The organism is Paenibacillus sp. CECT 9249 (assembly GCF_918697855.1).
GTDB lineage: Bacteria > Bacillota > Bacilli > Paenibacillales > Paenibacillaceae > MSJ-34.
Genome location: NZ_CAKKLI010000072.1, coordinates 1 through 14865 on the forward strand (window position 1 = coordinate 1; position 14865 = coordinate 14865).

Genomic DNA, 14865 nt, shown 5'->3' on the forward strand with positions numbered 1-14865 from the left:
AAAAACTCGATTTTTGAACTGGGTTTAGTTTGGTGTTGTCTTTTTTCCTGACTCATTGACCTGTTCCTTAAAGTAAATTTCCAATTCTCATGAATCAGGGGCTTGACATCTTACCGCTGGACTTTTTTCGTCATCTCAAGTTCAAGGGCAATCTGTTCTCGATCATTGTTATTGGGTTTATCCAATAACGTCTTCTGGCTTACGTCTTCCCGGCATGCAATGGTTTCGTCGAGCTTCGCGGAAAGGATTCGGTCGGCTCTGAACTGCCTTATGTCCTCCTTAGTGAAGCAATAAGCGGGACAATACCAATATCCCGAACTGGCATACAGACCGATCGGCTGAATATTCCGCTCCGACACCCCGCTGCTGGATCGATACTCGATGTTGACTACACTACCGATCATAATCGCTTTCAGGAGAGTTTGAAGAATCTCCGCTGACATCAATCGATAAGGGCTCCAGAACATAATCCTGTTCTTAAGACGATCAATCTGTTCTCTTACATCGGCAGGCAAATAATGATAAAACTTATGAAGTGCCGAGTCGGCCCCCTTTCCAAAAGGTAAGGAGCTATAATAATCCATCGTCTGACACGCGAAAAACATGGCGAGAGCTTCGCCCTCTGTAAAGCTGATCGGCGGCAGAAGTCTCTCTTGGAGCAGCCTATAGCCTCCTCCTCTTCCCTGAATGGAATATACCGGAACACCGAGTTCGCTTAGTTCTAGCAGATCCCTCGTAATCGTTCGAGTGGACAGGCCAAATTCATCGGCCAGTTCTCTAACGGTAAAGGATGGTTTGGCGTTGATCCGCATTATCAATTGGATGAGTCGCTGTGATTTTTGCAATGGTTCACCTCATGTCGATCGTTTTTTTCATCGTATCGCACGAGAAAAACCAAGATGGCCTCTCTTTCAACTTCAGTGAGGTATTGCTTATAGAATTGAGCTTGATACCTGAGTGTTTTCATCCATTTCTCATCCTCCCGATGCACGACCAAATAAAATGTGATGCATTTGCCTTTGGGAGTTTTGAGATTGAACCTAGCCATTGGAACTTGCTGTTCTTCCTTCAAAATCAGTATCGGATGAAATTCGAAGTGTGTCATGTTAAAGTTTTCGCGAAGTTGAATATACAGTTCATTTGTAACGACGTACTTCGCACGGTAGAGCATTGTCGTTGGTCGTGTTGCTCTGGGATCTCGATGACCCAAATGAACGCCGAACCGGAATTTAAGAATATCTGCTCCACTCGCGCCAAGCTCGTAATAACTTTGCCGATTTTCATTGGGGTTCGCATAACTTTTCCATTGTATTCTTCGAATCAACCCGTGTTTGAGCAGCTTTCTGACTCGTTTCTTGGTAGTTTCATCCCTCTCAGCATCAGGGAAGAATAATCGCTGAATCTGCGGTAGCGTAATCCAACGGTGGACAAATAAAAATCGAACGATTTCAATGTCCCTTTCGGTTATCCAACCTTGCTTAATTTTTTCTTCAATGTAGTAAAACTCGTGCCGTGTTAGGGGATCCATACCCGTTATATAAGCATAAGGATCATCCCAAACTGGCTTTGGCTGCAGCGTCGGTTGGTCCCCTGTTTTAATTAACGGAGACACGTGGTATTCCATTCTCCTCCCCCCTGCTAGTAAATCAAATGTGGGAATTTAATGATCCTTGCCCGAATGCGCCGCTTTTCTTGGTCTATATTCTTGATGCGAAGGCTCACACTTTTCCCTACCAGAGTGCCATGCGGAGGAGACTTTGGCGGAAACCAACACAACGCCTCTACGCCAGGCTGTAGCTTGACAAAAATGCCGACATTTTCGACGACGCTTGTAACCACGCCTGAGTAGTAGTTGTTTACTCCATAGTTATCTCGAACGCGATTCCAAGGATCTTCTAGGAGTTCCTTACGAGAAACGCGAACTTGTTTCTTCTCACGGTCAATCTTCTTAATTTTAACGGTCAGCGACGTTCCGAGAGGGACCAAATTACGAGCAGTTGGTGTCCAGTCATATTCATAATCTTGGATTGCCAGCACGCATGAGACGCCCTTTACCAAAAGATAGAGTCGTTCATCTTCCCAACCAGATACGGTGCCGGTGACAACATGATCCTCCTGGGCGGTCTCCCAGAATTCTTCCTGCAGTTCGTCGAGTGCTTGAATACGGGATAACAGTACAATCCCTTTTTCTTCGTCAAACACTTGGACTTTCTCCGGGTCAAACCCCAACTTCTGCACATCAAGCACCATGAAGTCGATAGTATGATCAATAAAACCGACCAACGAACGGAACTTGTGACGATCAAATTGATCTTCATAGATCAAACCTTTCAAGCCATTGTTGAGTCGGACGAGCGCACATTGCATTTTCTTACCGTGCGGCTCGTGTACTTCGACGCCAGTCACCACTCCCTGATGGATCTGTTTCCTCCGCAGCGAGGTGCGATACTCCTGCATCGGATTGGCCGCCAATGCTTCATTTATCATGCGAATTCCTCCCTAGTCTTGATATAGAGTGTGTATTTGTGATCGGTCACTGTTCGGATTCCAACGAGCTCCACGTCTCCTTGCGTCCTATCAGTAACCTTGATCGCCCGCCTCTTGAACATGCCGCTCACCGTCTTTTCATCCATTTCCGAATGCCACGTGACTTGATATAGGCCACGTGATGGAGAACGTCCCGATAGGTCTATTTGGATATGTAGGGAGTATTTTTCAGGACTTCCAAGGGTGTAAAGCTTTACGCCCAAATCATCGAGTGCCATTCGGACTGCTGTGTTCTGCTTTGACCATTCCCTTAAAAGGCCCGGATTTATCCGTTTCATTGTCGTTACGAAGGCATAGATCGGGACCGATTCGTTCATTATTAGGCAGTTGTTATAGAAGTTTTCTACCCGTTCAACATTACATGACGGGTGCGTTAGCACAAATTCCAATTCGCTGACTAATCTTTCATCAACCAATCTAATGCTCCTTTCATCAATGGTCTCCTTTCTCATGTATATTAGTTATTTAGTTATTATATATACATATAAATATACTACAATAGTAAACAAAAAAAATGAAGGGTATTATTTCACCCTTCTTAAATGCGAACCATTTTTTGCGATCCTTCGAGTAATCGGCTTTTGACTTGAACGTTTTACTACTTGGATATTTAACTCGATGTCACCAACGCGATTGTGAGATGGAACTATTCCGTATTCGAAGTCCTCAAACACGATATATGAATCGACATCATAGGATTCTCCCTTTGCGACCTGTTCAACCAGATGCAACAGTATCCCTTTTGCAAAAGGAATATCTGCAGCAATATTCGCTTCGGGATGATTAAACAGTTCTTTCAAGCCTTTACTGATGTATCTTACGGGCTTTTCGGTAATAGGATTGTTGATGGTGATGATGCTTACGTCCTCTGCTTTTGGGAAAATGATTTTGGCGACGTTCTCCACTTCGTCGACCTCAAATAGTAACAAGCGACCATTGAAAATCCAAGCTCCCTCAAAATCAAACTCCAGCGCATATATTCTGTCGAGAATCGCATAGAAAAGCAATTCATAGTCCTCTATTGTTCCGTCCAGGTAGAGATCCGGAAAACCGTAGTGGGTCAATCCGTGTGTACGAATATAGAGCACTTGACCATCTAAGTTCGTTGTAACGATCGGTTTAATTGAAGGATCAATGAAGTGGTGCATGACGCCGCCCCCTTCCCATCATCTTATTGTAAGACTTATTATAAGGCCAAATTCTATAAGCGCAAAATTTTTCTAAAGTTTTCTTTCCTTCTCTGTAAATCTTGATGTAAATTGGGTAAAATGGACTAGGGCATTGGTTTTTATTTGACGCGATCTTGTCGGGAAATCAGTAATCATTTGGAAGGCAATCGCTCTGATTGAAGTATATTATTTAGTTAGACTGTGTGTTAATATATATATTAGTTTCCTGAAAGGTTCGGTGAAATGTCAATGACCAATGATTTCGATCTGTCTATGCAGTTAAAACCATATTTAGAATCTATGATTAACAATCTTCCTAACGCCCCCAAGCTTGTTATGCAAGCCTTATCAAAAAAAGATTACAACAAGGAAGATTTGTCTCTTGAAAGCAGGGTCCGTCGCGGTGAACTTAACTATGCACTTTGTTGGATTGAAGCACTAGGTTTTGTTAGGTTTAATACTAGCGGTCGGCAGAAACTTTACAGTTTGACTCCACTGGGTAAAACTGTGTATGAGGAGTTTCATGATTTATTCCATAATCTGAACGAGTAAAAAAATCTCCTATTGTTATGGGGTAGGCATGTTACCCACTCCATCACAAAGGAGACTCACCATGGGTAACGATATACCATCTCATGTGTTTCGTCAATGCTTTCATTGGTTTGATGTGAATTACAAGGATATTCTCTTCGATCATCGTGCGCAGAAGCTCCATACGGGTAAGGCCCTGTTGTTGTTCCTGGAGGCCGCTTGGAATAAACGCGATTCCCTCGACGACATTGCGAACAATCTTAGAGCCAAGGAATGGATGCAACAGTGGATCGGAATCAAATCCATTCACGGTTCCACCTTATGTCGCAAGCTGGAGAAGTTACCGCTGGATCTGCTTCAAGACTTGTTTGCCTCGGTCGTCAAGGCGATCGCACTCTGCTATGCCGGGAAGACAGGGATTAAGAAGTTAGGCAAGTTGGCAACCGTTGACTCGACGGAAATTCGACTTCCACGCGTCAACGGAACCTGGGCGTACACATCATCCAGCAAAAATGCGGTGAAGATGCATACTCGATTGCTGGTCGCCGATGCCGACAGTGTTTGCCCGGAGGAAGTCATCCTGTCCACCGCCGCCGTTTCGGATCAAGAAGTAGCACTCGATCTTGTAGTTGATACGATGAACACCTATGTGTTTGACCGCGGCTACATCAACTTCGCCCACTATCGGAAATGGGTACAGCGCGGCAACCAGTTCGTCGCTCGAGTGAAAGCAAACAACCGATTCCGTGTGCTGGAGAAACGTGATGTTACAGAACAAAACCACATCCTCTTGGACGCCGACGTCGAATGGAAGGATCCGAAAACCGAAGCCGCATTCAAACTGCGGCTCGTTGAATACGAATACGTGAACGACAAGAAGCAGAAGTGCAAGATTCGCGTGGTGACGAATCGTTGGGATCTTATGGCTGAGGAGATCAGTGAAATCTACCGGTATCGATGGAAGATCGAACTGTTCTTCAAATGGATGAAGCAGCATCTCCGCCTAACAAAACTGTACAGCTACAAACCGGAAGCCGTGTGGAATCAGATTTACCTGACACTGATCGCCTACGCCCTCTGCGAACTGATTCGGTTGACCGTGAAGCCTGAGAAAAGCTGCTGGCAGATCCTACAGGCGCTCAACCGATATGCAGATCGTCCCGTTGAGGAATTGCTGGCTGAGTTAAATCGTACACCAACGAGATCGAGTCAGGGGCGAAGGAAGAAGAAGAGAGGGCGACCTAGGAAACACCCTCCTAAGCTGAAACCAGTGCACATCATCATCAGGTGAAGCGCACAGCAGACTACATCGTTTTGTAAACGGTAACATGCCACATTCAAAGCATCGTTACCGTTTTTGTCCATATGATCAAGAGATAAAATTCTGATAATTCGAATAAATATTTCTGCGTGTTCTATTTCCCCATATTGTACAAACCGATTCACCGGAACAGTTCAATCTACCTCAAACCCAAACAACCATGTAAGTTTTTTTACAAGGCTAGTGATGATTCAGGTCTGCAGACGAAAATAACGGCGCTGGCAACCGTTACAATCGGAGTCCGGCTGTTTTTCGCGAAATAACGGCGCTGACAGCCGTTAGAATCCAACATGGCCAATAGGGCTGGAATTTAAAGGACGCCACCGGGCATTTTTCCCAATATGCAGTTCGACTACTCCTTCAAGAAGGGCGTAAAGTCGCATGCCGGCGGGGCATGTGTCCCTTGTTTCCTCTTGATGACTTCGCTGCCATATCGGTCTCCCCACTCGTGCATGGCCAGCAAAATCGGCTTCAACGTTCGGCCGAATTCGGTCAATGTATATTCCACCTTCGGCGGAACCTCCTGGTATACCGTCCGGCTGATGATGCCGTCCGCCTCCAGCTCTCTCAACTGCAATGTCAAGATTCGCTGCGTAATGTCCGGAAGCTCGCGTTTGATTTCCGTGAACCGCCTCGTTTTTTCGGCCAGCAAACCCAGGATAATGCCTTTCCATTTACCCCCGATCACATCCAGCGTGACTTCCATCGGGCAGCCGTAAGGCGTATTCCCCTTCCCCATTTGCTTCCCCTCCGATCCGTTCAATTGTTCCATTTTTGTTATCATAGCACAAAAATGTGCGTTATTGCATTTCGTTACAGGTCGTTCTATATTTAGATCGTCGCTTTCCGGAAAACGGCGCAAAATCTCCTCGAGAGGTGGTGCCGGATGAGAAATATTTGGATCGTTCTTGCGCTTATCGTATGCGTCTTCGGCAATACAACGGGCGAGTTCGTCATCGCGGGAATCCTTCCCGCGATCGCGGATGACCTGCGGATCTCGATATCGGACGCGGGTCTATTGGTCACCGCCTACGCGATCGGCATGATCGTCGGCGGGCCGCTGCTTACGTCGCTCACCGTCCGTTTCTCCCGCAAACCGCTCATCGTTTGGCTTCTTGCGGTATCGGTGATCGGGAATTTGGTGTCGGCGGTCGCCCCGAATTATCCCGCTCTGTTCGCAGCGCGGATGATCACGTCACTGGTGACCGCCACCTTCTTCGCCAACGCGATCGTGATTGCGGCTTCTACCGCTCCGGCAGGGAAACAGGCGTCCGCGGTGTCGATGCTTGCTTTCGGAATGAACCTGTCGATGATCCTGGGCGCGCCGATCGGGACCTTCATCGGAACCCATGCGGGGTGGAGGGCCACCTTCATGGCGATCGCCCTATGCGGTGCCGTCGGATGGCTTCTGGTGATCCGCCTGGTCCCGAATCTCCCGCGCGAATCTTCACGAACCTCCGTCTGGACGGAATGGCGGGTTTTCCGGAGTCCCGACGTGTTGATCGCGATCGCCGTCACCGCGATTGGCAACGCCGGACAACTTGCCGTCTTTACCTACCTCTCGCCGTTGTTGACAAGCATCAGCGGATTCAGCGAGGAATCGGTAGCCCTATTATTGCTGGCATACGGAGTAGGGGCGACGATCGGAAATTTCATCGGCGGCCGGTTGTCCGACCGCGCGCCGATGACGTCGCAAGTGTCCTTGCTGGCTTCGCTTGCCGCCTGCCTTCTCTTGTTCGGGCTATTTGCTTCCGACGCGTTTGTTGCCGCCGTCCTGGTCTTCCTGATGGGCGCATTGTGCTTCTCGGTGATTCCCGGCATGCAGACGAGGGTGTTCGCAACCGCCCGGTCCGCGCCGACACTCGCGATCGCCGTCAACGCTTCCGCGTACCAGCTTGCGGCCGCCTTGGCGGCATGGTGGGGAGGCGCGGTCATCCACGGAGGTTTTGGGCTAAGGTCCATCTATTTCGTAGGCGCCTGCGTAACGACGGCCGGCATCATCCTAAGCAGCTATGCCTGGCTTCGGGATCGCCAAACGCTGCGTACGAGCGAGCCGTCCGGTTCACGTTGATTGAAGGGCCGTTTCAGATGCGGAGTGGAGATCAGAGAAGGGGAATCGGAGAGATATCTGAGCTCTCGTACACGCACGAATGGGATGAATCCCGGGAGATGCCGCATTCGTTTACAATTCCAAGGTCATGCACACGCTATGGGGTCTGCTCCACTCCGCATTGTGCTCGTCCAACGGCTTCTTCAACGCGGCTTTCTCCGGTCCATTTCTCCGTGATTTGGGCCATGACTTTTTCGAAAATTATCGCACAATTTCCTTGTTCGCTTGCAATGTTCATTCTACAATAGGTCGGAGCTTTCGGTTCTTATTGCGCCTGCACGCTCGTAACTGACAATAATAACCCCATTCGGAGTGGTATAGCTTTCCGTAACCTTGAATGCCGCCGGGATTGTGCCATCGGCAAACAGTCGCTTTCCACAGCCTAACGTTATCGGGTAGATCATCAGCCAAAACACATCTACCAAGTCATGCTTGAGAAGTGTTTGAATGAGTTCCCCACTTCCCCAAACATGCAAGTCCGGTCCTTGCTGTCGCTTGATCTTGCTGACTTTTTCCGCAATATCTCCACTTAAAATCACGGACGGCTGCCAATCGCCGGTTGTTATTGTATTCGAGGCGACGTATTTGGTCGCCTTGTTAACCTCAGGCCATATATCTCCATGTTGCGGCCAATACGATGCCCAAATTTCAAAGGTTTTGCGCCCTAACAATAAATCGAATGTTTGGTTCATCTGCTTTCTCAAGATCGCCCCAAGGGATTCATCAGAGTATGGCGCAATCCATCCGCCGTACGTAAAGCCTTCGCTGGTATCTTCGTCCGGCCGGCCCGGCCCTTGTATGACACCATCAAGGGAGATATGTTCGAGCACAATCATTTTTCTCATGAAAGATCCTCCAATATCCGATTTACAAATTTCCGTAACCTTAATAAGGCGAAAACCTTATCCGATTATTTCCCCGCAAGAATGCTCTTTGTTAGCTGCATTTATTCACATGAAAAAAGCATCTGCAGCCGCAGTGGCTATAGATGCTTTACAGTGCAAACGCTTAACCTTTCAACAATTGTTTCATATCGATTTCTTGCTTTTTCGATTCCGGAACTTCATACATCGACTCCGCTTTAAAGCCGAACATACCGGCGAACAAAACCGCCGGAATCATGCCGATTGCATTATTGTAAGCAATGACATTGGCGTTGTATGTACGACGGGCGGCGGACAACTTCTCTTCCAGGTCGTTCACCGTATGCTGCAGGTGGAGGAAGTTGCGACTCGCCTGTAACTGCGGGTAGTCTTCGGCTTGAATCCGAATTCCTTCCAATTTTTGATTCAAATCCTCGTAAGCTTGCAGCTTCTCGGATATCGAACGGCCGGCGAGACCTTGTCTCATGGCCGTTATTTCCTTGAGCGTATCGCGTTCGTGCTTGGCATATGCAACCACTGCTTCGCCGATCTGGATCAGCGTGTCAAATCGCTGCTGCAAATACACCTCTACCGCTTGAAACGCCTCCCGAATCCGGTTCCGCATCTTGAACAACCGGTTGTACAAGTAGATGAGATACAGCACGATGACTGCAATAATGACTGAAGCAATAATCATACCCTCCGCCCTTTCATTTTGTGTTTCTCAAACACTATGAATATAGTATTGCAATTGTGAAAAAATAACAAGGAATTTTAGCAGAAACTGTCGAATCATGAGGATATAGAGCATGAGAGAATCGGCCGGAACGGTTTAACACGGCTATTAGGCGGAGGAAAACAAATGATCCCGGATTATGAGAACTTTATACAGCAACTTTCCGGAACCAAAGAATGGGCCGAATTGGAAAAGCATCGAAAAAAGGCACTGCTCGGACGTTATCTGATTGCGCCGTTGCTTTGCGGCGGATTATTCCTTTTTGGGGTTTACTTTTTTAATATTGGAGCTGTGGTCGTTTCTGTTCCCTTTTTCATTTTCATGTATAGGCTGGCTCATAAAAATTACAGCAAAGAATACAAGAAGCTGATCATGCCGCGATTGGTCACGGACATGATCAAAAGCTTCTCCAATGCTGACGCCCCGGGCAAAACTTCAGTTCAATGCAGATACAATCAATCGAAGCATGTCAGCGAACATCTCCTCTTCAACATCCCTTTATTCGGGAAGTATAAAGCAGATCGCATCTTCCTTGAGGGGGAGGATTTTTTCAGCGGATACCTGGGAAGCACGGATTTTCAATTTTCGGATCTCACCTTCAAACATAACCGCGATATCCCCTTTGCCAATCAAGATATCAACCTTACCGTATACAATGGTCTCGTGTTCATTGCCGATTTCCACAAAGCATTCGAAGGGACGACAACGCTAACGACACGAACAGGAAAAATATATCGGCGTTTAACCAGGATCGGCTCTCAAATGAACAGCGACAGCCATGAATTCGACCGGATATTTAGGATTACCACGACCGACGAGATTACAGCCCGATATTTGCTGCCTGCCAACATGCAGGAACGAATGATCAACCTGCGCAAGCTGTTTCCAAGGAAGGGTATGGCGATTTGCCTTCATGAAGGCATGCTGGTCATCTCGATTCATAACGTCGACTTTTTCGAATCCGATGGCCTGAAGAAGCTTGATGCCGGCGGAATGAAACGCACCTATGACGAGATCAAAGCGATCATGGACATCATCGAACTGCTGAACCTGAACCTGCGCATCTGGAACAAGCGGGCCAAGAGACGCGGCTGATCCATGATGCGGTTCTCCGCGCTGGCGGTAACGGCAAGTTTGCGGCCATCCTTTATCGGATGCCGCATTCATCGCTTGTGCGCTTCCCTCCAAGCTTCGTACAGTCGCTTCTTCTGGCGCAAATGGTGGCGATAATGCATCTCGATCAGTTGGAACCATTCCAGCGCGTTCAAACCGCCGAAATGCGGATGGAGAACCGTATTCCGAACGATCTCCTTCCCCGGTTCCAACCGCGCCAGGGACACCGGATCAAACTCCGACGCAATCGCCGGTTCAATCTCAATCATCCGGCGTACCGTTTCCCGCAGCCCGTCGGCGAGTTGTTGCTTGCTTTCCGGTTGCGGCGGCGTGTACTGCGGGGACGGGGGAACGCGGATTCGAACCGGCGGGAAGCTCCCCGTCTGGAACAATTCCTCTCCCTGCTTCGTCTTTCCCGCCCGGGAGACCTCAGGGCTGCCGTTCGGTTCAAGGCACAATGCGGCGTTCCGCAAATGCATAAACTGCGCGGAACGAATTAAATGCATGTACATCTGGCCAAGCGACCATTCGTCTTCCGCCGGCTTCCAAACCAACTGATCAAGACTTGTGCCGTCTAATTCTCGAATATAACCGCTGACCGTCTCCTCGAATTTACGCAACGTCTCTTTCGTATCCATTGCCGAATCCAGCTCCTTTTTCTTTAAGATGAATCCAGCATACAAAAACGCTACTGACAGCTGTTTGTCAGTAGCGTTCAAGCATTTTTTCGATTTCCTCGCGCACCCGTTCGCGCAACGATTCCGGCCCCTGCACACGCACCGCCGCCCCCCAGCCAAGCGTCCATTGAAGGAGATCCTCCACCCGCCGGACGCGGAACGTCGCCAGCCAGCCTTCTTCCCCCGGTTCCAAAGACTCCATATAGAAATTGTCCGATTCCTGAACCCGGTCCACAATGGCGTGGTCGACCAAGATGCGGACGGTCACCTTCCGATCGTCAACAGGCCGGTGATCCTGAAAGCGAAAACCCGGAATGACCCGGAACGAATCTTCCAGAACGGCAAGCTCGTTGATGCGAGACAGCCGAAAGTGCCGGATGTCGTGTCTCAGCCGGCAGAACGCCACAAGCACCCACGCTCCTTGGGAAAAAACGAGTCCGTACGGATCAACCGTTCGTTCGCTATGACGCGTTCCGTCCGAATCCGGCAAGTTTTTAGAGTAGCGGAAATGAACCTTGCGCTTCCGCAGAATCGCACGGCGCAACTGTTCGAACGTCTCTTTTTCCTTCTCTCGCATCTTCGCCCCTTTTTCATTCAGCAACCGGATCGCCGATCGGATCCGTTCGGTCTCCTCGCGTACGTTCTCCGGTAAAATCGCCTCGATCTTCTCCTGCGAACTTCGGGCCTTCGCGCCGTACTCGGCATCCAGCCTCATTTCGACGAAATCCGTCCCAATGAGCAGCGCCACCGCTTCCTCAGCCGTGAAGCTGACGGGAGGAAGAAAATAGCCTTCCATTAAGGAGTAACCTCTCCCCGGAGCACCCGCGATTGGAACACCCGCTTCGCTTAGCGCTTGAACGTCTCGGTAAATCGTGCGGACACTCGTCTCAAACTTGGCAGCCAAATCCTCGGCGCGCAACACGCCTTTACGTTGCAACTCAATGACGATGGCTAACATCCGATCGGTTTTGTTCATATCATCCTCTTCCACTTCTTTGAGGAAATGTTAATTGTGCCAAACGCTCTTCCAATAGATTGCGCAGCTCATCCGGAATCCGCTCAAACTCGACCCCTTTTCCCAAAAACAAAAGCCAATCCGCGTAGTACTCGAGCGCCTCGGCATCGGACACATCCAATTGAACATGAAAGATCCCGCTCGACTGGAACATCCCGGTAAGGGACAAAATAATCCCAGGCGGATGCATGCGCTTAAAGCGCCGAATCCCGGCCGCATCCAGCTTCACAACAAGATTGGACTCCCGGGTACGAACCAGTTTTTTATCCATAATCTCTTGCTCGGTACATTTCATCTTCTGCCCGGAAATGGCGGAATCCCTCAACATCTCCACAGGCAAGTATCGAAACTCGTCCGTATCCAAATCATATACCTCGGCAAGCCACTGCGCGTTTGAGTTGAAAATATGCAGCAAAAAAACGTCCATCAACTGCGGCCAGCCGGGACTTAGCTCATAAGTCAAGCGCAAGTGCCGATCCCGCACGGCAAGCGAAATCAGCTGGTTCAATTCCGGAGGCGCGGCATCATCAAGCTCCAGAAGATTCGGATTCGCCGGATTCGTATTTTCAAAAAGCAGGATACGATTCAGCTCAATCAGTTCGTCTTGCTGGGTTTGCGACGCGATGCCAATCAGTTTTTCCGTGATCGAGCGGCGATTATGCAGATAAGGCAGCTGCGAATTTTTGGACGCGATAAAGCTGATAAAAATCGCCTTCAGCTCATCCGGCGTGAAGCGAACGGCGGGCAAATACCGGTTTTGCAAAACAGAGTAGCCGCCGCCGCGCCCAACTTCCGTCGTCAGCGGAAACCCCATCGCCTGAATCTCATTAATGTCGCGAATCGCCGTCGCGCGGGAAATCTTGAACTCCCGCTGAATCTCGGCAATCGTAAAATGCGCGCGATTATTGATGTAGCGCATGATAAGGTTAATTCGTTCCGTTTTTTTCATGGTACATAAATCGTATCACTTTTTGATACATTTGACCAATAGAATCAGTCTTGTAAATAAAACCGCAAAGGAGCGAACATAGTGACTCACTACTCCATCCAAACCGTCCCGGAAAACTTCAAAATGACGGCTTTCGGTGTTACACTTGAAGACTACAACGATTGGGCAGGCAACGCGGCCAAAACGGCAGCATTAAAAGCGGAAATTACGGAAAACGGCAAGCTAGCCGAACTGCTCGCGCTCGCCGACGGACAATTGTACCAAATCAACCACAGCGTCCGCGGCAAGCCTTGGCGGGGCTTCGGCGTGATGGGCGAGTTTGAACTGGAAGGCACGGTCGTTCTCGATTTCCTCGCCGGCGATTATCTCGTCGTGCCTGGCACAGGCGCTGACAAAGACCGTCTCGCCGATGAAATCACGGGCAAAGTTTTCGGCGGCTTGCTGCAACAAATTACCGACTATAAATACGTGGGTCCGGGCAACTCCACCTTCGTCAAGCCGGCTGAAAATGGCGAGTTTTACGGCGAAATGTGGCTTCGTGTCAAAAAAGTCGCAGGATAATCTCGGATAAAGGAGCGTTTCCATGCCAGATTACACGATCGAACACAAAAAATCATTCACATTGACCGCTTACGGGTTCCCGATACGGTCGAACTTCCAAGACATGTCGGCATTGCTGAAGGAAAAAGCCGAATTTTGGGGCCGACTCAAGGCGGATGGGCGTTTTGACAAGCTCAAAGCCGCCGCGAAAGACGATCGCGAATGGTCGGTCAACGAGGTGTATCAAGGCAAACCGTGGAATTATTTCGCGGTCGAAGCGAGGAAATCGGTGGCTGACGCGACGCGCATCATCGAGTTTCCGGAGAGCGAGTACGTCGTGGTCGCAGGTAACGGGGAGAAAGAAGCTTTGTTTGATCAACTGACTTACCATGCTTTCGGCGAAGTGTTGCCCCGAATCACGGATTATGCATACATCGGCGGTCCAAATGCAACGTTTCGCCAAGATAACGGCGACGGTACGTTCTACGGCGAATTTTGGGTGCCTGTGGTAAAAAAATAAGGATTCGGATGCACAATGCTGGGATTTCGGGCCATCTTTTCGTGAGATGGCCTTTCTTTGCGGGATGGCCTGCCGGCTACAAGAAGGTGTGTATTTTGTCTAAGCATTCATTGACGACTTCATTTGGGGCTTTGCCGACAATGTCAATGCGTCCAGCTCTCCAATCCAGATTTTTGATCTGATCCGTTAAAATGACCCCGTCAAACACCAGCCCTTTGGGGAGCAACACTTCAAACCCCCATCCGCGGACCGTATGCGTGATTGGACAAACCGAGACAAACCCCGTCGTTTCATTAAACTTTTTTGGAGAAAGCACGATTGCAGCTCTTCTGCCAGCTTGTTCGTGACCTGCTTGGGGATTAAAATTTATCCATACGAGATCTCCTCGATCTGCACTCATCTAGAGCAATTCCTTCCCCTCTGCGCCGAAATCCATTTCATCGTGTCGATTTTCCGGTTTGCATTGGGCCAACAATTCTTCCAATGTCGGCTTTTTCTTTTTAGGTATTACGATGAGCGAATGATCGTCGCCCACAATCAAGTCCACTTCCGAACCTTGGCTGACCGCAATCTTTTCCGCGATCCGGCTGGGAATACGAATGCCGAGACTGTTGCCCCATTTTTGTACGGTTGTCGTCATGGAGAGTCCTCCCTCGTATAGTATCTTTTGAAAGCTCTTATAGGTTAGTTTCCATCCCCTGAGGGGGATGGAAAACGGCCTCGAAATTTCCAGGCTCGTTCTTTGAAAATTTCATCTGGGACTGGACTTTCCGG

19 protein-coding genes are annotated in these 14865 nt (G+C 49.0%); 6 read left to right on the forward strand and 13 right to left on the reverse strand.

Annotated features, from left to right (window positions below):
* Positions 1–110: 110 nt before the first annotated feature.
* The 5 genes from LQ229_RS25725 to LQ229_RS25745 form a co-directional block, all read right to left on the reverse strand.
* Entirely contained in the window at positions 111–845 is a 735-nt protein-coding gene (locus LQ229_RS25725; RefSeq protein WP_230193303.1) for a YafY family protein, read from the reverse strand.
* Positions 815–1624: a replication-relaxation family protein gene (locus tag LQ229_RS25730; protein ID WP_230193304.1), complete on the reverse strand. Its 810-nt coding sequence runs from the start codon at positions 1622–1624 to the stop codon at positions 815–817. The genes LQ229_RS25725 and LQ229_RS25730 overlap by 31 nt, the downstream gene beginning before the upstream one ends.
* A 14-nt stretch (positions 1625–1638) precedes the next feature.
* Positions 1639–2487: a hypothetical protein gene (locus LQ229_RS25735; RefSeq protein WP_230193305.1), complete on the reverse strand. Its 849-nt coding sequence runs from the start codon at positions 2485–2487 to the stop codon at positions 1639–1641.
* On the reverse strand, positions 2484–2999 hold the full coding sequence (locus LQ229_RS25740) for a hypothetical protein (protein WP_230193306.1): 516 nt from the start codon (positions 2997–2999) through the stop codon (positions 2484–2486). Before LQ229_RS25740 ends, LQ229_RS25735 begins: the two co-directional genes overlap by 4 nt.
* A gap of 72 nt (positions 3000–3071) precedes the next feature.
* Positions 3072–3695 (reverse strand): hypothetical protein, encoded by a 624-nt coding sequence (locus LQ229_RS25745; protein WP_216537627.1) that lies wholly within the window; start codon positions 3693–3695, stop codon positions 3072–3074.
* A 270-nt stretch (positions 3696–3965) separates the two neighbouring features.
* Here LQ229_RS25745 and LQ229_RS25750 point away from each other — a divergent pair, with 270 nt between their 5' ends.
* Both LQ229_RS25750 and LQ229_RS25755 read left to right on the forward strand, forming a co-directional pair.
* The gene (locus LQ229_RS25750; RefSeq protein WP_230193307.1) at positions 3966–4268 is read left to right on the forward strand and encodes a DUF3116 family protein; all 303 of its coding nucleotides are present in this window, start codon (positions 3966–3968) and stop codon (positions 4266–4268) included.
* 61 nt (positions 4269–4329) lie between these two features.
* On the forward strand, positions 4330–5538 hold the full coding sequence (locus tag LQ229_RS25755) for an IS4 family transposase (RefSeq protein ID WP_230193308.1): 1209 nt from the start codon (positions 4330–4332) through the stop codon (positions 5536–5538).
* 382 nt (positions 5539–5920) lie between these two features.
* Here LQ229_RS25755 and LQ229_RS25760 read toward each other — a convergent pair whose 3' ends face one another.
* Complete coding sequence (locus tag LQ229_RS25760) at positions 5921–6307, reverse strand: helix-turn-helix domain-containing protein (protein ID WP_216537630.1); 387 nt, start codon at positions 6305–6307, stop codon at positions 5921–5923.
* Positions 6308–6454: 147 nt separating this feature from the next.
* On the opposite strand from LQ229_RS25760, the gene LQ229_RS25765 reads away from it, so the two are divergent.
* Entirely contained in the window at positions 6455–7639 is a 1185-nt protein-coding gene (locus tag LQ229_RS25765; protein ID WP_216537631.1) for an MFS transporter, read from the forward strand.
* 278 nt (positions 7640–7917) lie between these two features.
* Here the strand turns inward: LQ229_RS25765 and LQ229_RS25770 are convergent, their stop codons facing one another.
* A complete protein-coding gene (locus LQ229_RS25770; RefSeq protein WP_216537632.1) occupies positions 7918–8523 on the reverse strand; it encodes a dihydrofolate reductase family protein in 606 nt (201 codons plus the stop codon).
* A gap of 163 nt (positions 8524–8686) precedes the next feature.
* Positions 8687–9238 carry a LemA family protein gene (locus tag LQ229_RS25775; protein WP_216537633.1) on the reverse strand — a complete coding sequence of 184 codons (552 nt, stop codon included), beginning with the start codon at positions 9236–9238 and terminating at the stop codon, positions 8687–8689.
* Positions 9239–9403: 165 nt separating this feature from the next.
* Between LQ229_RS25775 and LQ229_RS25780 the strand changes: the two genes are divergently transcribed.
* Complete coding sequence (locus LQ229_RS25780) at positions 9404–10372, forward strand: DUF3137 domain-containing protein (RefSeq protein ID WP_216537634.1); 969 nt, start codon at positions 9404–9406, stop codon at positions 10370–10372.
* A 68-nt stretch (positions 10373–10440) separates the two neighbouring features.
* Here the strand turns inward: LQ229_RS25780 and LQ229_RS25785 are convergent, their stop codons facing one another.
* The 3 genes from LQ229_RS25785 to LQ229_RS25795 form a co-directional block, all read right to left on the reverse strand.
* Positions 10441–11028, reverse strand: a complete 588-nt coding sequence (locus tag LQ229_RS25785) for a DinB family protein (protein WP_216537635.1) — start codon at positions 11026–11028, stop codon at positions 10441–10443.
* Positions 11029–11095: 67 nt separating this feature from the next.
* Positions 11096–12043 carry a YafY family protein gene (locus tag LQ229_RS25790; RefSeq protein WP_216537636.1) on the reverse strand — a complete coding sequence of 316 codons (948 nt, stop codon included), beginning with the start codon at positions 12041–12043 and terminating at the stop codon, positions 11096–11098.
* A 1-nt stretch (position 12044) separates the two neighbouring features.
* Positions 12045–13031: an HTH domain-containing protein gene (locus LQ229_RS25795; RefSeq protein WP_253298007.1), complete on the reverse strand. Its 987-nt coding sequence runs from the start codon at positions 13029–13031 to the stop codon at positions 12045–12047.
* Between the two features lie 81 nt (positions 13032–13112).
* Between LQ229_RS25795 and LQ229_RS25800 the strand changes: the two genes are divergently transcribed.
* Both LQ229_RS25800 and LQ229_RS25805 read left to right on the forward strand, forming a co-directional pair.
* The gene (locus LQ229_RS25800) at positions 13113–13592 is read left to right on the forward strand and encodes a GyrI-like domain-containing protein (protein ID WP_216537637.1); all 480 of its coding nucleotides are present in this window, start codon (positions 13113–13115) and stop codon (positions 13590–13592) included.
* Between the two features lie 22 nt (positions 13593–13614).
* Entirely contained in the window at positions 13615–14091 is a 477-nt protein-coding gene (locus LQ229_RS25805; RefSeq protein WP_216537638.1) for a GyrI-like domain-containing protein, read from the forward strand.
* Between the two features lie 76 nt (positions 14092–14167).
* Here LQ229_RS25805 and LQ229_RS25810 read toward each other — a convergent pair whose 3' ends face one another.
* On the reverse strand, positions 14168–14491 hold the full coding sequence (locus LQ229_RS25810; protein WP_216537639.1) for a type II toxin-antitoxin system PemK/MazF family toxin: 324 nt from the start codon (positions 14489–14491) through the stop codon (positions 14168–14170).
* A complete protein-coding gene (locus LQ229_RS25815) occupies positions 14492–14731 on the reverse strand; it encodes an AbrB/MazE/SpoVT family DNA-binding domain-containing protein (RefSeq protein WP_230193309.1) in 240 nt (79 codons plus the stop codon).
* Between the last annotated feature and the right edge of the window lie 134 nt (positions 14732–14865).